This window comes from Cryobacterium zhongshanensis (assembly GCF_022760445.1).
Taxonomy (GTDB): Bacteria; Actinomycetota; Actinomycetes; order Actinomycetales; family Microbacteriaceae; genus Cryobacterium; species Cryobacterium algoricola.
The window spans coordinates 1,361,357-1,379,584 of the sequence record NZ_JALGAR010000001.1; the positions used below are offsets into that span (position 1 = coordinate 1,361,357).

Genomic DNA, 18,228 nt, shown 5'->3' on the forward strand with positions numbered 1-18,228 from the left:
TTGGGGTGACTGACGGGGCTTGAACCCGCGACCTTCCGGACCACAACCGGACGCTCTACCAACTGAGCTACAACCACCATGTGCTGCGCTTTTCCCGAAGGAGCAGCGGCAACTCAAGAATTCTATTACACGTTTGGGGTGAATGCTGACACGGCTTCGGCCGCGCTCGCTTTTGCCTCGTCGCTCGTGGGCCCGGGGTCGGCCACGAACACGGTCTTGCGGTAGTACGCGAGTTCGCGAATCGACTCAAGGATGTCGGCGAGGGCGCGGTGGCCGCCGTCCTTGACGGGGGCGTTGAAGTACACCCGCGGGTACCAGCGACGGGCCAGTTCCTTGATGGAGGAGACGTCGACGTTGCGGTAGTGCAGCTGGTTGTCGAGGCGCGGCATGTACTTCGCGAGGAAGGAGCGGTCCGTTCCGATCGAGTTTCCAGCGAGGGGCGCCTTCTGCTCCGCGGGAATGAACTTGAGCACGTACTCGAGGACCTCGAATTCGGCTTCTGCGGCGCTGACCCCGTTCGGGATCTCCTCGATGAGGCCGGAGGTCGTGTGCATGTTGCGCACGAAGTCGTTCATGTTCGCGAGCGCGGAGGCGTTCGGCTTGATGATGATGTCGAGGCCCGGGTCGATCACGTTGAGGTCGTAGTCGGTGATGACCACGGCGATCTCCACCAGTTCATCGTTTTCCAGGTCTAACCCGGTCATCTCACAATCGATCCAGACCAACCGGTCACTGCTTTTTGTCATGGTCCGAGTCTAGCGGCGGGGTCCGACGTGGCCCTCGGTGCCGAGAGTCCGCGTCGGACGGGATCCTGGGCTCTCCGGGTCTGCGGTATCGTTGAAGCGCTGTGCGCCCCCGTAGCTCAGTGGATAGAGCAGCGGCCTTCTAATCCGCTTGTCGTTGGTTCGATTCCAACCGGGGGCACCGTGCCACACATGCCGCGACACCCGTTCAGCGGATGCGCAGCAGGCTGCCGACGCCCAGCGGGTAGTCTCCCGGCCGGGGACCCGTTGCCTCGACCAGGATCGGACCCGGTGATGCCCCGCGGTCCGTGGTGGGAAACCAGGGACGGCCGGGTGAGACGAGGATCAGCAGGCCGTCGGTGTCTCCGACCGGGGCGAAACTGCGGCCGGGCTCACCGATGTACGGCCGGACATCCGCTTCGCGGTTCAGGAGAGCGGCCGTCGCGAGGACGTCGCTCGTCGCGACTCCGACCTCGCTGATGCAGAGGAGGTCGGCGCTCGTGAATGCGCCAGGCGTGTTGTTGTCGAGGTCGCGACGGATGATGAACTCGAGGACCGAACCGTCCGGCCCGGTGAAGTACAGCGAGCGGGCGTTCCAGGCTGCGAACTCGAATTCGTCGGCGTCGGCAGTGCCGATGAGGGCGGATCGGGGCTCGAGCCACTCGCGGGCCGCCGTGAACTTGTTGGAGGGGATCGTGATGGCCAGGTGGTGCCGGCCGACGGCGTTCTCGTCCTCCGTGAGCTCGAGCAGGGTCGTCCCGATACGTACCTCGACCGTGTCCGGTCTCCGGAGCCCTGTCCGGTCGACGTTGAGGAGGAGGACGTTCTCGAAGAATTGCGCGGCCTCGCTCACGTTCCCCACGCGCACGGACACCTTCGTGATCTGCATGCCCCCAGTCAAGGCCTTCGGGCACAGAATTCACAGGCCACCGGAGCAATGCACAGTGTTTGCGGGGATGGCCGGGCCGGCCGTTTTGATAGATTCGAGGTATGGGAGAACTTCAGGCGCGCATCATCGCCGAACTGCATGTGTCACCGACCATTGATCCGGCTGCCGAGATCCGCCGACGGGTGGACTTCCTCAAGGAGTACCTGGTGGGCTCGGGTGCGAAGGGGCTGATCCTCGGGATCAGCGGCGGGCAGGACTCGTCCCTTGCGGGCCGCCTCGCGCAGCTCGCCATCGAGGAACTCGATGACGCCGGCCAGGAGTTCGAGTTCGTCGCCGTGCGGCTGCCGTACGCCGTGCAGCACGATGACGCCGACGGCGAGCTCGCGCTCGACTTCATCCAGCCGCACACCGCACTCACCTTCAACGTGCAGCGCGCCGTCGACGGGATCGCCGCCGAATACGAGGACAGCACCGGGGAGGTGCTGCCCGACTTCGACAAGGGCAACACCAAGGCCAGGGAGCGCATGGTCGCGCAGTACGCGATCGCCGGGGCGCGTGGCCTCCTCGTGATCGGCACCGACCACGCCGCGGAGGCGGTCACGGGCTTCTTCACCAAGTACGGCGACGGCGGCGCCGACGTGCTGCCGCTCACCGGCCTGACCAAGCGCCAGGGTAAGGCCCTCCTCATCGAACTCGGTGCGCCGAAGCACCTCTACCTCAAGGCTCCGACGGCCGACCTGCTCGACGGCAACCCCGGCCAGACCGACGAGGACAACCTCGGCCTGCGCTACGAGCAGATCGACGACTACCTCGAGGGCCTTCCCGTCGACGAGGAGGTCGCGGCGGCGATCGAGGCACGGTTCCTCAACACCGAGCACAAGCGTCAGGTCCCGGCGTCCCTCTTCGACGAGTGGTGGCGCTGAGCCGTTAAACACGAATCGCCCGGAGCCAGAATGCTCCGGGCGATTTGTCGTGCGCGAACTACGGGTGGTTGATCGGTGCCGGTCGTACCTCGAGGGCCTGGACGTCGTCGAGGAGGCGCTGGGTTTCCGTCGACGGCGTGGACTGGCTGGCCGCGTGCACACTCGGTGAGGGCGTGGCGGGGACCGGCGCTGCCGGCAGCGCCTCGTTGAACTGGTCGTGGTGCTGCTGGGCCGCCCACGCGTCCTGCTGGGCGAGCAGGCTCGATTCTGAGGTGGAGTTCTGCGTCTTCCACCGGTCGAGGTCGCTCTGGAACACCTTGCGGGTGCGGCGGGGCTTGTCCTGCCACTCGATCAGTCGATCACGGAATTCCAGCAGGGCGGGCTCCAGCTGGTAGCCGAAGGTCGCCGAGGTGCGCTTGAGCTCGTTGAGCTGGTGTGACGCCCAGTTGGCCGCGACGCCGGAGCCGCGAATCGGAAGCAGGCGCACCTGGATGTCGGCCTGGCCGACGGCGCGGTCCGCCATCACCTGTTCCTGCGGGGTGAGGGAGTTCCAGACGGATGCCTCTGTCGCGGCATCGATGAGGGCGCCGATGGCAGCGGCCTTGAGCTCACGGTCGTGCTGGACGAGGAGCTGCTTGATGGCACCGCGCCCGATCAGGGCGGTGAGAACGCCGGCGATCAGGATCGCGACAATGAACACCACGGCTGTGTTCACCACGGTCTGGTTGCTGGCTGCCGTGAGCCAGGATACAAAACTATTCCACCACGTCATGTGCGGCACTTTATCGCGAGCGCGGCGGGTTGGACGGCTTTGCGGACGGCGTGCCTCAATGTGGCGGATATCTCACTGGTGTACGCCACTGCGGCCACCGGAGTCATCGGAAGCAGTCCGCCGCATCCGCCAGCTGCCAGAAGGTGCCCAGATCGAGGGTGCGGGTAGCCGGGAGCAACCGCCGGGCAGCGAAGGACTCTCCGCGGTCGTCGAGCTTGCGTTCGATGTGGCCGAGGACGGCACCCGAACGGCCCGTGACGCGCCAGAGCCCGTCCTTCACGGGAACCAGGGCGAGGCCGCGAACGGACGCGATGTCGCGGAGAGGGGCTCGCACAGGGGCTCGCAACGGGGCCAGGAACGGGGTGTCGGTCATGGGGTCCTCCGGTGCCGGGTGGCGGGGTCTCGAGTGGCTGGTGCTGTGCTCAGCACGCTACGGGGGACCTCCGACAGTGGACCGGCCGCCGGTCGCCCGGCGGGGCCGGTGCCGTCCGGGAGCTACGGAAGCTGGATGGCGCCGGTGACTCCGGGGCCGGCCAAGTCCAGGTCCACGGGCCGATTGGCCCGTGCCGTCTGGGCCACGATGATCCCGGCGAGGACGAGCACGGCGCCGATCGCCTGGACGCCGTCGAGGGTCTCGCCGAGCCACAGGAACGCGAAGGCGAACGCGAAGATGACCTCCGACGCCGACACGATTCCCGCGGCGGTCGCGGTCAGACGGGCGAGGGCCATATACGAGAACAGGTACGGGGCGAAGGAGCCGAGCACCCCGTTCCAGAGCAGCAGCGTCCAGAGCGGGGCCGCCACGGTCTCGAGGTGGCCGTGCAGGTGCACCGACTGCGTGAGGAGTGCAGGGTCGATCTGCCACCATCCGCTGAACAACAACCAGAAGGCGCTCGCGAACAGCATCGACCAGAAGGCGACGGCGAGCGGTGACGAGGACGCCACCTGGCGCTCACCGACCAGGAAGTAAACGGCGAGGCAGATGGCCGCAGCGACGCCGGCGAGTACCCCGAGCGTCGAGAGCGGGCTCGCCCAGATCTGGGCGACGACGGCCATGCCGACGAGGACGCACCCGATCGCCCACCAGATCCGCGGTTTGACGCGTTCCCTGAACACGAAGCGCGCCACGAGGGCGATCAGGAGCACGCCGGAATACTCGAGCATGAGCGCGATGCCGACGGGAAGCAGGCTGATCGCGACGGCGTAGAACCACTGGATCAGCGCGACCCCGGCGACGCCGAGCAGCGCCATCACGGCGAGCTGGCGCCGGTCGATGCGGAAGGCCCTCCGGTTCGTGACGAGCAGGACGGTGCCCGCGAGCACCATGATCACCGTGACCCTGACGAAGGTCAGCTGCGCGGGGGACAGTCCCGCCTCGACGATGACCTTCGTCGTCGAGCCGTTGAGCCCGAAGAGCAGGGACGCGAGGAGCGCGTACAGGTACCCCAATCAGGAGTCCCGGCCGGTGCCGTGCACCGCGAACGGCTCGATATCCGTGATTTCGGCTTCGGTCAGTGCCGGCGCGTCGAGGGCGGCGACGGTCTGCTCGAGCTGGTGCACGCTGCTCGCGCCGACGAGCACGCTCGTCACCTGGGGCTGGCGCAGGATCCAGGTCACCGCGAGCTGGGCGAGGGTCTGGCCCCGGTCGAGCGCGATCTCGTTGAGGGCACGGGCTCGTTCGAAGTAGCTGTCCGTGAGGGCGTTCTCCGAGAGGAAACGGCTCGTCGCAGCGCGCGACCCGGCCGGGACGCTGCCGCCGAGGTACCGGTCGGTGAGGAGTCCCTGCGCGAGTGGGGAGAAGACGATGCTGCCGATGCCGAGTTCGTCGAGCACGGGGAACAGGCCGTCCTCGATGTGCCGGTCGAACATCGAGTACCGCGGCTGGTGGATGAGCAACGGGATCTTGTGCTCGGCGAGCGCCGCGGCGGCGGCCCTGGTCTCCTCCGGCGAATAGTTGGACACGCCGACGTAGAGGGCCTTGCCCTGCTGGACGGCGGTCGCGAGGGCGCCCATCGTCTCCTCGATCGGGGTTTCCGGGTCCGGGCGGTGCGAGTAGAAGATGTCCACGTAGTCGAGGCCGAGGCGTCCGAGGCTCTGGTCGAGGGAGGACAGCAGGTACTTGCGCGAGCCGAAGTCGCCGTATGGACCCGCCCACATGTCGTACCCGGCCTTGCTCGACACGATGATCTCGTCGCGGTATCGCGTGAAGTCCTCCGCGAAGATCCGGCCGAAGTTGGTTTCCGCAGCACCGTACGGCGGGCCATAGTTGTTGGCGAGGTCGAAGTGCGTGACGCCGAGGTCGAAAGCCCTGCGGAGAATGGCCCTCTGGGTGTCGATGGGGCGTTCGTGTCCGAAATTGTGCCACAGACCGAGCGAGAGGGCCGGGAGCTTGAGCCCGCTCCGTCCGGTCCGGCGATAGGTCATGTCCGAATAGCGGTTCTCAGCGGCGACAAAGCTCATGGGATCACTTTAGGGCCGCAGGGGAGGGTTCCCTCCTCACCAGGCAGCCGTTCTGCGGCGTTTTCCCCACAAGCGAATGCCGCGAATCGTCCGGGTGCGCACGGCCGCACACTCGGACGTGACCCGGGGGCGTCGGAGACAGGCACGAGCGTCGCCCCCGGGCCAACGCCGGGCGAGCGTCCGGCGCCGACCAGGACGGGAGACCCCATGAGCAACAGCATCACCGTGACCGGAATCGTGGCGACCACGCCGCGCCACCTCGTGACGAGCGCAGGACTCGCGATCACCTCCTTCCGGCTGGCGTCCGGGCAGCGCCGGTACGACCGGAACCTGCACAGCTGGGTCGACGCCGACACGAACTGGTACACCGTGACCGCGTTCCGCCACCTGGCCCACAACGTCGTGCGGTCGGTACGGAAGGGCGAGCACGTCCTCGTGGCCGGGCAGCTGCGGGTACGGGCGTGGCAGAACGCCGAGCGATCTGGCACGTCCGTCGAGGTCGAGGCCGAGGCGGTCGGCCACGACCTCGGCTGGTGCACGACGAACTACCTGCGCCCGGTCGCGGGCACGGCGGAGGCCAGAGGGCTCCCGATCGCGCCGGATCCGGCCGCCGCTGCCACGAACGCTGCCGCTGACGCCGCTACGACCGCTGCCGCTGGCGAGTCCGCCATGCGCTCGGTTTAGACTCGATGGCACTGGCCGCATCGCGGCCTCGGGAGGACACACGTGCCGGCAGTACACAGGACGACACTCCGACCCTTCGTTGCCGTCGTCATCGGCGGCCTTGTCGTCGCAGCCCTCGCCGGCTGCACCGCGGGCACTGCCGCACCCACGCCCGTGGCGGCCACACCCACGAGCACTCCGTCCGCCACGGCGACGCCGACCGCCACCGCGGCGCCGACGGTGCGTCCCGCACTCGGCGCCCAGGCGAACCACGCATACTTCGACCAGATCGCCGCTGCCGTGGATCCCGCGACGGGCGGGCGCGGCGTCGTGGACGCCCTCGTCGCCGCCGGATTCGACAAAGCGACGATGGAGGTCGGGTTCGACAAGACGAGCGTCAACCTCGACGCCGACTCCGTGCAATTCTCGGTCCGCTTCCCCGACGGCTGCCTGATCGGCCAGAACGGGCCGAAGTCCGGCGGGTACCACAGCATGTTCACGACCACGATCTCGACCGGCCGGTGTCTGATCGGGGCCACGCGCCAAATAGACTGGTAAGCACTATGGCCGAATTTATTTATACGATGGTCCGCGCACGCAAGGCGGTAGGCGACAAGCTCATCCTCGACGACGTCACGATGTCGTTCTTCCCCGGTGCCAAAATCGGCATCGTCGGGCCGAACGGCGCCGGAAAGTCCACGATCCTCAAGATCATGGCGGGCCTCGACACACCGAGCAACGGCGAGGCGAAGCTCTCACCGGGCTACAGCGTCGGCATCCTGATGCAGGAGCCGGAACTCGATGAGACCAAGACGGTCCTCGAGAACGTGCAGGAAGGCGTCGGCCCGATCAAGGCCAAGGTCGACCGGTTCAACGAGATCAGCGCAGCACTCGGCGAACCCGACGCGGACTTCGACACCCTCCTCGCCGAGATGGGCACCCTGCAGGAAGCCATCGACGCCGCGGACGCCTGGGACCTCGACTCCCAGCTCGAACAGGCGATGGATGCCCTCCGCACGCCGCCGGGAGACTCAGCCGTCTCCGACCTCTCCGGTGGTGAGAAGCGCCGCGTGGCGCTGACCAAGCTCCTGCTGCAGAAGCCCGACCTGCTCCTCCTCGACGAGCCCACCAACCACCTCGACGCCGAGAGCGTGCTCTGGCTCGAGCAGCACCTCGCCCAGTACGCCGGCGCCGTCCTCGCCGTCACCCACGACCGGTACTTCCTCGACCACGTCGCCGAATGGATCGCCGAGGTCGACCGCGGCCACCTCTACCCCTACGAGGGCAACTACTCGACCTACCTCGAGAAGAAGCAGGAACGTCTCCTGATCGCCGGCAAGAAGGACGCGAAGATCGCCAAGCGCCTCGCCGACGAACTCGAGTGGGTCCGCTCGAACGCCAAGGGACGCCAGGCCAAGTCCAAGGCGCGCCTCGCGCGCTACGAAGAGATGGCATCCGCTGCGGAGAGCACCCGCAAGCTCGATTTCGAAGAGATCCAGATCCCGGTCGGCCCGCGCCTCGGCGCCCAGGTCATCGACGCGAAGAAGCTGGAAAAGGGCTTCGGCGACCGGATGCTCATCGACGGGCTGAGCTTCACCCTCCCGCGCAACGGCATCGTCGGCATCATCGGCCCGAACGGAGTCGGAAAGACCACGCTCTTCAAGACCATCGTCGGCAAGGAACCGCTCGACGGCGGCGAGCTCAAGATCGGCGAGACGGTCTCGATCTCCTACGTCGACCAGGACCGCACCGGCATCGACCCGAACAAGACCCTCTGGGAGGTCGTCTCCGACGGCCAGGACTACATCCAGGTCGGCAAGACCGAGATCCCGTCCCGCGCCTACGTGTCGACCTTCGGATTCAAGGGCCCCGACCAGCAGAAGAAGGCCGGCGTGCTCTCCGGTGGAGAGCGCAACCGCCTGAACCTCGCGCTCACCCTCAAGCAGGGCGGCAACCTGCTGCTCCTCGACGAACCGACAAACGACCTCGACGTCGAAACCCTCGGCTCGCTCGAGAATGCGCTGCTCGAATTCCCCGGTTGCGCCGTGGTCATCACTCACGACCGGTGGTTCCTCGACCGGATCGCGACGCACATCCTCTCCTATGAGGGCACGGACGAGAACCCGGCGAGCTGGTACTGGTTCGAGGGCAACTTCGAATCCTACGAGCAGAACAAGATCGAGCGGCTCGGCCCCGACGCGGCGAAGCCGCACCGGTCCGCGTACCGCAAGCTCACGCGCGACTAGGCACGTCGTGAAGCTGCACGTGCCGATCAGCCTGCGCTGGTCAGACCTCGACGCGTACGGCCACGTCAACAACGCCTCGATGCTGCGCCTCCTCGAGGAGGCGCGCATCCAGGCGTTCTGGCTCGACGAGGAGGTGGAACCGGGCTCAGGGGCCGGGACCGCCGTTCTCGACGGCCGGCCCGGCGCGGCGACGCTGACCGTGATCGCGCGGCTCGAAGCCGAGTACCTGCTGTCGATCCCGTACCTTCGGCAGCCCGTGGACATCCGCCTGTGGCTCGGCAAGGTCGGCGGGGCGAGCCTCGAGGTGTGTTACGAGGTCTGGGGGCCGGTGGACGCCGAGCCGGCGCTGCTGTACGCCCAGGCCAGCACCACGATCGTGCTCATCGACGCCGCGACTCAGCGCCCGCGTAAGATCACCGACGAAGAGCGGGCGGCATGGCTGCCCTACCTCGAAGACCCCGTGCGGTTCAGCCGCAGGGCAGCCCTCCCGGAAGACTGACCCCCGGCTGCTCAGCTCGCGGTGACCGAGTCTCCCGAGACGGTGACGCTGATGCCGAGCAGTGGCTTCGGCGCGGGGCCCGCGAGCACGGCGCCGGTGTCCTTGTCGAACCTCGAACCGTGGCAGGGGCAGTCGAACGACGAGTCGGCGAGCTTTACTATGCAGCCCTGGTGCGTGCACACGGCGCTGAACGCCACGACCTTGCCCGCGGTGGGCTGGCTGACGAAGATGGCCTTGCCGTTCAGGGCGGTCTCGATCGAGCCGCCCACCGGGATGTCGGAGAGCTTGGCGACCACTGTTCCGCCGCCGCCACCCGCTGCGGCCGTGCTGCCCGTCGTCGCCGCCCCGGTCGATCCTCCGGCGGATCCTCCGGCCGTGCCGCCCGTCGTGGTCGGGGCGCACGCGGCGAGGGTCACTGCGGCGGTTCCTGCGGTGCCGATCAGCAGTGCGGTGCGGCGGGAGACCGCGGTGTCGTTCGTCATGATTCTCCTCGTGATGGTGGTCGTGGCGGTCGGTGGCGGCGAATGCGGGTGCTACTCATTAGGGTGCTACTAGTTACTACGAGAACGCGCGGCCATCGGTTCAATCATCGTCGAGGAAATTCGACGGCGACTGAACGAATGGCTCAGTGATCCCGTGTTAACGAGAGGAGGTGCGCCGTGGTGCAGAAAGCCGGACGCGGGGAACGGCCCGTCGACGCGCGTGCCGACCTGCTGCGCGCCCTGCACGACGCGCACGCCGTGGCACTCCACCGGTACGTGTCCCGGCTGACGGGGGATTCCGCACTCGCCGACGATGTCGTGCAGGAGACCCTGCTGCGCGCCTGGCGGCTGCCCCGGGTGCTCGACGACGCTGAGTCCGCGCGCGCCTGGCTCTTCACCGTCGCCCGCCACCTCGTCATCGACGAATGGCGCTCGGCCAGGAACCGGCACGAGATCAGCACCGACGAACTTCCCGAGCGGCTGACGACGGATGCGACGGCCGCCCTCCTCGATGCCTGGCTGGTGGCGGATGCCCTCGACGGCCTCTCGAGCGACCACCGGGCCGTCGTCGTCTGCGCCTACTACCGTGGCCAGACGGTCGCCGAGACCGCGCGCTCCCTCGACATCCCGGAAGGCACCGTGAAGTCGCGCCTGCACTACGCCCTGCGTGCCATGCGCCTGAGCCTCACCGAGAGGGGAGTGACCGAGCGATGAACACGACAGGATCCGGCGCTGCAGACTCAGGCTCTGCGGGAGCCGGGCGCGACCCCTACGCCGAGTGGGATGCCGCATATGTGCTCGGTGCCCTGGGGGCGGAGGATCGCCACGACTACGAACGCCACCTGCGCACCTGCGCCGACTGCGCCCTGCGGGTGTCCGAGGTCGCCGGGATCCCCGGTCTCCTCGGCCTCGTCCCGATCGACGAGGTGCTGGCCTCCGCAGAGTCTCCGGAAACCCCGCCCAGGCCGGACAGCCTGCCGCGCCTGCTCACGGCCGCGCGCCGGCGTCGGCGTCGCGGGCGGATGCTGCAAGCGGGGCTCCTGCTGGCGGTCGCGGCCGTCGCGGCGACCGTTGCGATCGTGCTGCCGGCCCGGCTCGCCCCCGCCGGGACGACGGAACCCCTCGGAGAGCTCGTCACCCTGCTCCAGGTCGTCCCGAACCCGCTGAGCGCGGATGTCCGCATCGTCGCCCAGGCCGGCGGCACCCGCATCGACGGCTCCTGCAGCTACGGCGCGCCCGGGGACGGCGCCGGACCCACCCCCGGAGGCGCCACCCCCGGATCGGAACGCGCGTACGCGATGTTCGTCACGGACCGCACCGGGGAGGCGACGCAAGTGGCGAGCTGGCTCGCGGGGCCGGGGATGACGGTTCCTGTCGCGGGCACCACGAAACTGGATGCCGGTGACATCGCGTCCGTGGACATCCGCCTGCAGCCGGCCGGTGTCGTGCTGCTCGCTGCCGAGCCGGCACGGTAGCCGGCTGGGTAACCGCCCCTAGTCGTGGTTCGCGGGAACGCGGACCATGCCTTCCTGGGCGACGGTCGCGAGCAGAAGGCCTTCACGGCTGTAGATGCTGCCGGTGGAGAGGCCGCGGCCGCCCTGGGCCGTCGGGGAATCCTGCACGTAGAGCATCCACTCGTCGACACGCCCGAAGCGGTGGAACCACATCGCGTGGTCGAGGCTGGCGACCTTGAGTCCCGGCGTCGCCCAGGCGATGCCGTGGCGGCGCATGACCGGCTCCATGATCGAGTAGTCGCTCGCGTATGCCAGGGCGGCGCGGTGCAGGTCGGGGTCGTCGGGGAGCGGGCCGAGGGTCTTCATCCAGACCGCCTGGTGGCTGGTGTGCTCGCCCGAGACCTGCAGGTAGATCGGCGAGGGCACGTGCCGCATGTCGAAGGGGCGTTCGCTCGCCCAGTAGCGGGCGATCGTGTGGTCGACCTGGGCGAGGGACTCGGCGGCGGTCGGCAGCGACTCCGGATCCGGCAACCCGGCCGGCATGTCGATGTGGTGCTCGAGGCCCTCGTCGTCATCCTGGAAGGAGGCGATCATCGAGAGGATCGGGTTGCCGTTCTGGTAGGCCTGTGTGCGCCGGGTGGAGAACGAGCGGCCGTCGTGGATCCGGTCCACGGAGAAGGTGATCGGCTGGCTGACGTCGCCGGGACGCAGGAAGTAGCCGTGCATCGAGTGCGGGTGACGGTCGTCCGGAACGGTGCGCATCGCGGCGACCAGGGATTGCGCGAGAACCTGTCCGCCGAACACCCGGCCGAGGGGCATCCACTGCGACGGGCCGGTGAAGATGTCTTCGCTCGTTCGCGCCCCGGTATCCGTCAGGTCGAGGGCGTTCAAGAGACCCTCCATCGGCATGTCCATGCGTCCTCCTCGTTCGTTCTCGCGAAGGCGATATGGGCCTCGCCGTACCTTGGTAGTTTAGGAGCAGATGAGCCAGTCATTTATTCTCACGGATTCCTATGCCCTCAGCGATCTGCAGGTCTACCTGTCGCGCGCCAGCCGCATCGAGGACGGTTCGGTGCGCCTGATTTCGGCCGCGGGGGCGCTCGCGGTGTACTCCGCGATCCTCTACCCGCGCGGCCTCCTCGACGGGAGCCCGACCGTGCTGGGCCTGCGCGCCTTCGGCCTCGACGCCCCCGTCGACCTCGACGCCGTCGTGCCGGTGCGTTCCCTGCTCGACCGGGTCGCCCGCCTCGCCGCCGCGGGCAACGACCAGGAGGCCCCCGTCGCGGTGACCGTGCCCCTCGAGGTCACGACCGTGACCTGGGCCGGCATCTCCCCGCCCCGGGGCGGCTGGAAACTGCTCGGCGAGACGGATGCCGCGCTCCTGGCGTCCGCTGCGGCCGCCGGTATCGACGAGGTCGCCGCCACCGTGCCGCGGGATTCGGGTGCCCAGGTCGTGCAGCGGGTGCGCGCCGAGGTGTGGGGTCGCCCGATCGCCGGACTCGAGATCGTCCCCGCCGGTGCGGCGTTCGCAGCGGTGAGCCTCGGCTTCCTGCCGAAGGACGAACCGGTGCGTCTCTTCGAGACCGGGCCGTGGACCCGGCTCAGCACGAGCCGCGGCCACATCCTCGTGCGTCGCAAGCCCTGGTCGCTGCGCGCCTGATCGCGCCCTCGTATGCCGGGGTCCGGCCCGGACCATGAACTACGATGAACGCGATGAGGGAACGAACCAGGGTTGAGCTCGGGCGCCGGGAGGACCTGGGCGCCGACTGCGCCAGGTGCTTCGGTCTCTGCTGCGTCGCCCTGGCCTTCGCGAGGTCCGCAGACTTCCCGTTCGACAAGCCGGCCGGCGATCCCTGCGAAAACCTCGACGACCACGACGCGTGCCGCGTGCACACCGAGTTGCGCCCCAGGGGGTTCGTCGGTTGCATGGTGTTCGACTGCTTCGGTGCCGGCCAGAAGGTCTCGCAGCACACCTTCGAGGGCCGGTCCTGGCGATCCGATCCGGCCACCAGGACCGCCATGTTCGCGACCTTCCCGATCGTGCGGCGGCTGCACGAACTCCTCTGGTACCTCGAGCAGGCGATCGTTCTCGTCGGGGAGACCGGGGAGACCGGGGATGCGACTCCGCTGCTGTCCCGCTTCGATCGCGTCAGCGCGCTCAGCCGGGAGCAGCCGGACCGGCTCCTGGGCCTCGACGTCGACGAGGAGTACTCCGCGGCCCGCCCGCTGCTGCTCCAGGCAAGCGAGGACGCGCGCAGGGGTGTCCTCCGCGGGCTCCCTGATCGGGGCGTTCGGCGCAGGCTCGGCCCGGGGAAGGACCTGGCGGGCGCGGCCCTCGCCGGTGCGGACCTTCGTGGGCTGACCCTGCGCGGCTCCCTCCTCATCGGCGCGGACCTCAGCGGAGCCCTGCTCTCGCACTGCGACCTCCTCGGTGTCGACCTGCGCGACGCGAACGTCGCGGGCGCCGACCTCGCCGGTGCGATCTACCTGACCCAGATGCAGGTCAGCAGCGCCCGGGGCGACGGCCTCACACTGCTGCCTCCCGGCTTCGCCCGTCCCGCGCACTGGTCGCGAAACCGCCGGTGAGCGGATGCCCGGCGCCCGCGACCTCAGGCGGTCACGTGCTCACGTGCTGACGCACTCACGCGGTCAGCCGGCGTCGTCGCCGGATGCGAGCAGTGCCGCCCAGATGTCGGCGCGCGCATGGAAGGTGCCGAAGTCCCGGCCGAGCAGAGCCTCCGCCTGGCTCACCCTGGCCCGTACCGTGTGCCGGTGCACGCCGAGTTCCGTGGCCGCCGGTCCGAACTGACCGTTGTGCTCGAGCCAGACCCGCAGCGTGTGGATGAGGTCGGAGGCGTGGACGGCGTCGTGAGCGGCGAGGGGCTCGAGCGTCGCCCGGCCGACTTCCGAGGCATCCGTTCTGGCGAGGAAGGCGAGAACGCCCTGCCGTGAGATCACGTCGAACTCGACGATGCCGGGCGCGCCCTCGTGCGAGCGTTCGAGGGCCTGCCTCGCCTGGGCGAGCGCGTGCGGCAGCTCACGGTACTTCGCGCGGTCGGAGAGCCCGAGGTGCAGCCCGAAGCCGACGAGTTCGTCGAGCAGGGGGCCGGCGCCCGCGTCGAGGCACAGGACCACGAGGCCGCCCTGGCGGGCGAAGAACAGGTGTCCCGGGCTTTCCTCGACCCGGAGCTCGAGGAACTCGGTGAGGGCGTCGAGCCGTTCGGGAGCGGGGTCGGTCACGGCGACCCGAACCGGCTCGAACGGGAGCGGCCCCCACATCTCACCGGAGGTCGCCTGCACGAGGTCGATGTCACCCCCGAGGAGCGCGTGCAGCAGACCGGAGCGGAGGAGCCCGCGTGCCCGGTCGAGCGCACTGTTCTGCTCGAGCGCGAGCCCGGCGAGCGCGATCACACTCGTCACGACCTCCTGACTGGCCTGGTCGAGCTCACCGGGACCGCCGTGAGCGAGCACACCGCGCAGCTGGTCCCGTCGCCCGAGGGTCTGCAGGGAGAGCGTCTCTCCGCCGGTCGAGACGGAGGTACTGGCCCGCTGCCCGCGCCGGATCAGCTGGGCCGCCTCGCGCTGCACCCGGTCGAGCGCACCGCGTGAAGCGGATGCCCCGGCGAAGGTGTCCCGGGGGAAGACCCGGTCGAGCGCTCCGCTCATGTCGAAGAGCGCGACCCAGTGGCCGAGCTGGCGGGAGAGCTCGCTGAGGGTCGCGCTGAGCCCGTCCGGTCGGAGCGCAGCGAGCGCGATCGCCCGCTGGGCACCGAGCGCCCAGGTGTTCCGGGCATAGCGGAGCTCGGCGACCAGGTCGCCGGCCGCCCGCGCGACGGCGATGAACGGCGTTTCGTACGGGACCTCGACGAGGGGGAGTCCGCGCGACTGGCAGGCCGCGACGAGCGCGTCCGGGGTGCCGGAGCGGAGGACCTCCGTGCCGAAGCCGAGGCAGACGATGCCGCGGTCGCGCAGCCGGGTCACGTAGTCGACGTAGAACGCATCCGTGAGGACTTCCGCGAACTGGCGCCCCGTCGTCAGCAGCATCTGGTGCGCCGACAGGAACGGGGTCGGGTCGGCGAGATCGGAGCTGTGCACCCATTCGACGGGCTGGTCAAGGGCGTACGGCGGCAGCCCGGCCTCCGGGGTGAGCAGGCGTAGCCCCAGGTCCGGCTGGCCGAGCAGGCGGCGCAGCCCGGGCAGCGGCGGCGGTGCGGTGGGCGGGGACATGCGCCGAGTGTACAACGTGTCGAAACCTCGCCACCAATCTGTACAGTTCGGCGAGCGCGCCGCGGTCGGCGCCCTGCCTACCATGGCACCTGACATCGACGCCGCCCGGTCGATGCACCTCGGTTACGAACTGGAGCAGCCATGACCCTCGTCGCATCCCCGCCCACCACCGTTCCCGTCGGCGGTCCGTCCCTTCCGCAGGAACGCCGCCTCGTCACCAGCATCCCCGGCCCGAAGTCGCAGGCCCTGCAGGCCCGCAAGACCGCCGCGGTCTCCGCGGGCGTCGGCGTGACCCTGCCCGTCTACATCGTCGCCGGCGGAGGAGGCGTGCTCGTCGACATCGACGGGAACTCCCTGATCGACCTCGGCAGCGGCATCGCCGTGACCGGTGTCGGAAACAGTGCACCCCGGGTCGTCGAGGCCGTCGCCGCCCAGCTCGCCCAGTTCACCCACACCTGCTTCACCGTCGCCCCGTACGACTCCTACATCGAGGTCGCCGAGACGCTCAACCGGATCACCCCCGGAGAGCACGCCAAGCGCACCGCCCTGTTCAACTCCGGCGCCGAGGCCGTGGAGAACGCCGTGAAGATCGCCAGGCACTACACCGGCAGGCAGGCCGTCGTCGCCTTCGACCACGCCTACCACGGCCGCACCACGCTGACCATGAGCCTCACCGCGAAGAACCAGCCGTACAAGAACGGCTTCGGCCCCTTCGCCGCCGAGGTGTACCGGGCGCCGATGTCCTACCCGCTGCGGGACGGCGGCCTCGACGGCGTCGTCGCCGCCAAGCGCACCATCTCCCAGATCGAGAAGCAGATCGGCGCGGAGAACCTCGCGGCTCTCATCATCGAACCCATCCAAGGCGAGGGCGGCTTCATCGTCCCGGCCGCGGGCTTCCTGGCCACCCTCCTGGCCTGGTGCCGCGCCAACGGGGTCGTCTTCATCGCCGACGAGGTCCAGACCGGCTTCGCCCGCACCGGCGCGATGTTCGCGTGCGACCACGAGGACATCGTCCCCGACCTGATCGTGATGGCCAAGGGCATCGCCGGGGGCCTCCCGCTCTCCGCGGTCACGGGACGCGCAGAGATCATGGACGCCCCGCAGGCCGGCGGCATCGGCGGCACCTACGGCGGCAACCCCCTCGCCTGCGCGGCGGCCCTCGCCACCCTCGACACCTACGAGAGCGAGAACCTCGTCCAGCGCGCCCGCGAGATCGGCACGATCCTCACCGGCCGGCTGAACGCCATCCGCGCCTTCGACAAGCGGGTCGGCGACGTGCGCGGCCGCGGCGCCATGATCGCGATCGAACTGGTCGACTCGGCGACGGGCGAACCGGATGCCGCCCTCACCTCCCGCGTCGCGGCCGCCGCCCACGCGCAGGGCGTCATCGTCCTCACCTGCGGAACCTACGGGAACGTGATCAGGTTCCTGCCGCCGCTCAGCATCTCGGATGACCTCCTCGTCGAGGGCCTCCAGGTCGTCGCCCACGCTCTGGCGAACGCATGAGCCTGCTCGAGGCCCGGCCGGCCGTGCTGACCGGCGCGGCAGCGGGCATCCGCCCCGCACTCGCCACGCCGCTTGCCACGCCGCTCGTCGACGCCCGCTCGCAGCTGAGCGACGCCGTGGCCCTGCTCGGCTACCCGGAGGGCCTGCACGCACTGCTCGCGACCCCGCGCCGTGAGCTCACCGTCGCCGTTCCGCTGCGCCGGGACGACGGCAGCACCCGCCTGTTCACCGGCTACCGGGTGCAGCACAATTTCTCCCGCGGCCCGGCCAAGGGCGGCCTGCGCTACAGCCCGCACGTGACCCTCGACGAGGTGCGCGCCCTCGCCATGTGGATGACCTGGAAATGCGCCCTGCTCGACGTGCCGTACGGGGGCGCCAAGGGCGGCGTGACGATCGATCCGCGCGAGTTCTCGCTTCCCGAACTCGAGCGCGTCACCCGCAGGTACACGAGCGAGATCCTGCCGATCATCGGCCCGGAGAAGGACATCCCCGCCCCCGACATCGGCACCGATGAGCGCACCATGGCCTGGATGATGGACACATACTCCGTCAACGTCGGGTACACCGTGCCCGGGATCGTCACCGGCAAGCCGATCAGCCTCGGCGGTTCACACGGCCGGGCGAGCGCGACCAGCCGCGGCGTGACCCACGTCGCACTCGCCGCCCTCCGGCACCGCCGCATCACCCCCTACGGCGCGACAGCGGCCGTGCAGGGCTTCGGCAAGGTCGGGCACGACGCCGCCGTGTTCCTCGCGGACGCCGGGGTGCGGGTCATCGCGGTCAGCGACCAGTACGGGGCCGTCTACAACGAGCGCGGCATCGACTTCGCCGGGCTCGACGCGCACGTCGCCGCGACCGGCCGGGTCGTCGGCTTCGCCGGTGCAGACCCGCTCGACGGCGACGCCCTGCTCGAGCTCGACGTCGACCTGCTGGTCCCCGCAGCGGTCGAGGGCGTTCTGCACGCCGGGAACGCGGCCCGCGTCACGGCCCGCGTGATCGTCGAGGGCGCGAACGGCCCGACGTCCCCGGCCGCCGACCGGATCTTCGCCGCCAACGGGCAGCTCGTCGTGCCCGACATCCTCGCGAACGCCGGGGGAGTGCTCGTCTCCTACTTCGAGTGGGTGCAGGGCAACCAGGCCTACTGGTGGAATGCCGCAGAGGTCGAACAGAAGCTCGAAGAGCGGATGCTCGCCGCCTGGCAGCAGGTTGTCGAGACCGCGGCCTCCCGCGACCTGTCCCTGCGGGCAGCGGCGACGGTCCTCGCCGTCGAACGCGTCGCCGAGGCCCACCTCCTGCGCGGCCTCTACCCCTGACGCCCGATCGCCGCCCACTGCCGTAGCTGCACCGTGACCGAAAGAGAACAC

General features: G+C 69.4%; 20 protein-coding genes and 2 tRNA genes. 12 read left to right on the forward strand and 10 right to left on the reverse strand.

Going from position 1 to position 18,228, the window contains the following annotated elements:
* Position 1 precedes the first annotated feature (1 nt).
* Both MQH31_RS06120 and orn read right to left on the reverse strand, forming a co-directional pair.
* Positions 2 to 77 (reverse strand) — tRNA-His (locus tag MQH31_RS06120).
* 48 nt (positions 78 to 125) lie between these two features.
* Positions 126 to 746: an oligoribonuclease gene (orn, locus tag MQH31_RS06125; protein ID WP_243011320.1), complete on the reverse strand. Its 621-nt coding sequence runs from the start codon at positions 744 to 746 to the stop codon at positions 126 to 128.
* Positions 747 to 851: 105 nt separating this feature from the next.
* On the opposite strand from orn, the gene MQH31_RS06130 reads away from it, so the two are divergent.
* Positions 852 to 924, forward strand: a tRNA-Arg gene (locus tag MQH31_RS06130).
* Positions 925 to 951: 27 nt separating this feature from the next.
* On the opposite strand, the gene MQH31_RS06135 is transcribed toward MQH31_RS06130, so the two are convergent.
* Positions 952 to 1,632: a VOC family protein gene (locus MQH31_RS06135; RefSeq protein WP_243011321.1), complete on the reverse strand. Its 681-nt coding sequence runs from the start codon at positions 1,630 to 1,632 to the stop codon at positions 952 to 954.
* Positions 1,633 to 1,733: 101 nt separating this feature from the next.
* Between MQH31_RS06135 and nadE the strand changes: the two genes are divergently transcribed.
* Positions 1,734 to 2,555, forward strand: a complete 822-nt coding sequence (gene nadE, locus MQH31_RS06140; protein WP_134532239.1) for an NAD(+) synthase — start codon at positions 1,734 to 1,736, stop codon at positions 2,553 to 2,555.
* A gap of 58 nt (positions 2,556 to 2,613) precedes the next feature.
* On the opposite strand, the gene MQH31_RS06145 is transcribed toward nadE, so the two are convergent.
* From MQH31_RS06145 to MQH31_RS06160, 4 genes are all read right to left on the reverse strand, one after another.
* On the reverse strand, positions 2,614 to 3,327 hold the full coding sequence (locus tag MQH31_RS06145; protein WP_134532237.1) for a hypothetical protein: 714 nt from the start codon (positions 3,325 to 3,327) through the stop codon (positions 2,614 to 2,616).
* 103 nt (positions 3,328 to 3,430) lie between these two features.
* Positions 3,431 to 3,700 (reverse strand): hypothetical protein, encoded by a 270-nt coding sequence (locus tag MQH31_RS06150; protein WP_241975975.1) that lies wholly within the window; start codon positions 3,698 to 3,700, stop codon positions 3,431 to 3,433.
* A 122-nt stretch (positions 3,701 to 3,822) separates the two neighbouring features.
* On the reverse strand, positions 3,823 to 4,776 hold the full coding sequence (locus MQH31_RS06155) for a DMT family transporter (RefSeq protein ID WP_243011322.1): 954 nt from the start codon (positions 4,774 to 4,776) through the stop codon (positions 3,823 to 3,825).
* Positions 4,777 to 5,787: an aldo/keto reductase gene (locus MQH31_RS06160; RefSeq protein WP_243011323.1), complete on the reverse strand. Its 1,011-nt coding sequence runs from the start codon at positions 5,785 to 5,787 to the stop codon at positions 4,777 to 4,779.
* A gap of 207 nt (positions 5,788 to 5,994) precedes the next feature.
* On the opposite strand from MQH31_RS06160, the gene MQH31_RS06165 reads away from it, so the two are divergent.
* The 4 genes from MQH31_RS06165 to MQH31_RS06180 are packed head-to-tail and all read left to right on the forward strand — an operon-like array spanning position 5,995 to position 9,195.
* Positions 5,995 to 6,471, forward strand: coding sequence for a single-stranded DNA-binding protein (locus tag MQH31_RS06165; RefSeq protein ID WP_243011324.1), 477 nt, complete (start codon positions 5,995 to 5,997; stop codon positions 6,469 to 6,471).
* A gap of 42 nt (positions 6,472 to 6,513) precedes the next feature.
* Positions 6,514 to 7,008 carry a DUF6993 domain-containing protein gene (locus MQH31_RS06170; protein WP_243011325.1) on the forward strand — a complete coding sequence of 165 codons (495 nt, stop codon included), beginning with the start codon at positions 6,514 to 6,516 and terminating at the stop codon, positions 7,006 to 7,008.
* Positions 7,009 to 7,013: 5 nt separating this feature from the next.
* On the forward strand, positions 7,014 to 8,696 hold the full coding sequence (gene ettA, locus MQH31_RS06175; RefSeq protein WP_134532229.1) for an energy-dependent translational throttle protein EttA: 1,683 nt from the start codon (positions 7,014 to 7,016) through the stop codon (positions 8,694 to 8,696).
* A gap of 7 nt (positions 8,697 to 8,703) precedes the next feature.
* A complete protein-coding gene (locus MQH31_RS06180) occupies positions 8,704 to 9,195 on the forward strand; it encodes an acyl-CoA thioesterase (protein ID WP_243011326.1) in 492 nt (163 codons plus the stop codon).
* Between the two features lie 11 nt (positions 9,196 to 9,206).
* On the opposite strand, the gene MQH31_RS06185 is transcribed toward MQH31_RS06180, so the two are convergent.
* Positions 9,207 to 9,677 (reverse strand): QcrA and Rieske domain-containing protein, encoded by a 471-nt coding sequence (locus MQH31_RS06185; protein ID WP_243011327.1) that lies wholly within the window; start codon positions 9,675 to 9,677, stop codon positions 9,207 to 9,209.
* A gap of 177 nt (positions 9,678 to 9,854) precedes the next feature.
* On the opposite strand from MQH31_RS06185, the gene MQH31_RS06190 reads away from it, so the two are divergent.
* Together MQH31_RS06190 and MQH31_RS06195 are read left to right on the forward strand one after the other, a co-directional pair.
* A complete protein-coding gene (locus MQH31_RS06190) occupies positions 9,855 to 10,391 on the forward strand; it encodes a sigma-70 family RNA polymerase sigma factor (protein WP_134532223.1) in 537 nt (178 codons plus the stop codon).
* The gene (locus tag MQH31_RS06195; protein WP_243011328.1) at positions 10,388 to 11,152 is read left to right on the forward strand and encodes an anti-sigma factor family protein; all 765 of its coding nucleotides are present in this window, start codon (positions 10,388 to 10,390) and stop codon (positions 11,150 to 11,152) included. Before MQH31_RS06190 ends, MQH31_RS06195 begins: the two co-directional genes overlap by 4 nt.
* Before the next feature lie 18 nt (positions 11,153 to 11,170).
* Here MQH31_RS06195 and MQH31_RS06200 read toward each other — a convergent pair whose 3' ends face one another.
* Entirely contained in the window at positions 11,171 to 12,046 is an 876-nt protein-coding gene (locus MQH31_RS06200; protein ID WP_241975973.1) for an acyl-CoA thioesterase, read from the reverse strand.
* 67 nt (positions 12,047 to 12,113) lie between these two features.
* Here MQH31_RS06200 and MQH31_RS06205 point away from each other — a divergent pair, with 67 nt between their 5' ends.
* Positions 12,114 to 12,791 (forward strand): DUF8185 domain-containing protein, encoded by a 678-nt coding sequence (locus MQH31_RS06205; RefSeq protein WP_243011329.1) that lies wholly within the window; start codon positions 12,114 to 12,116, stop codon positions 12,789 to 12,791.
* A gap of 53 nt (positions 12,792 to 12,844) precedes the next feature.
* Complete coding sequence (locus MQH31_RS06210) at positions 12,845 to 13,717, forward strand: pentapeptide repeat-containing protein (RefSeq protein WP_243011330.1); 873 nt, start codon at positions 12,845 to 12,847, stop codon at positions 13,715 to 13,717.
* A 63-nt stretch (positions 13,718 to 13,780) separates the two neighbouring features.
* Here MQH31_RS06210 and MQH31_RS06215 read toward each other — a convergent pair whose 3' ends face one another.
* Entirely contained in the window at positions 13,781 to 15,358 is a 1,578-nt protein-coding gene (locus MQH31_RS06215; protein ID WP_243011331.1) for a PucR family transcriptional regulator, read from the reverse strand.
* Positions 15,359 to 15,499: 141 nt separating this feature from the next.
* Here MQH31_RS06215 and gabT point away from each other — a divergent pair, with 141 nt between their 5' ends.
* On the forward strand, positions 15,500 to 16,864 hold the full coding sequence (gene gabT / locus MQH31_RS06220) for a 4-aminobutyrate--2-oxoglutarate transaminase (protein ID WP_243011332.1): 1,365 nt from the start codon (positions 15,500 to 15,502) through the stop codon (positions 16,862 to 16,864).
* Entirely contained in the window at positions 16,861 to 18,177 is a 1,317-nt protein-coding gene (locus MQH31_RS06225) for a Glu/Leu/Phe/Val family dehydrogenase (protein ID WP_243011333.1), read from the forward strand. The genes gabT and MQH31_RS06225 overlap by 4 nt, the downstream gene beginning before the upstream one ends.
* Positions 18,178 to 18,228 lie beyond the last annotated feature (51 nt).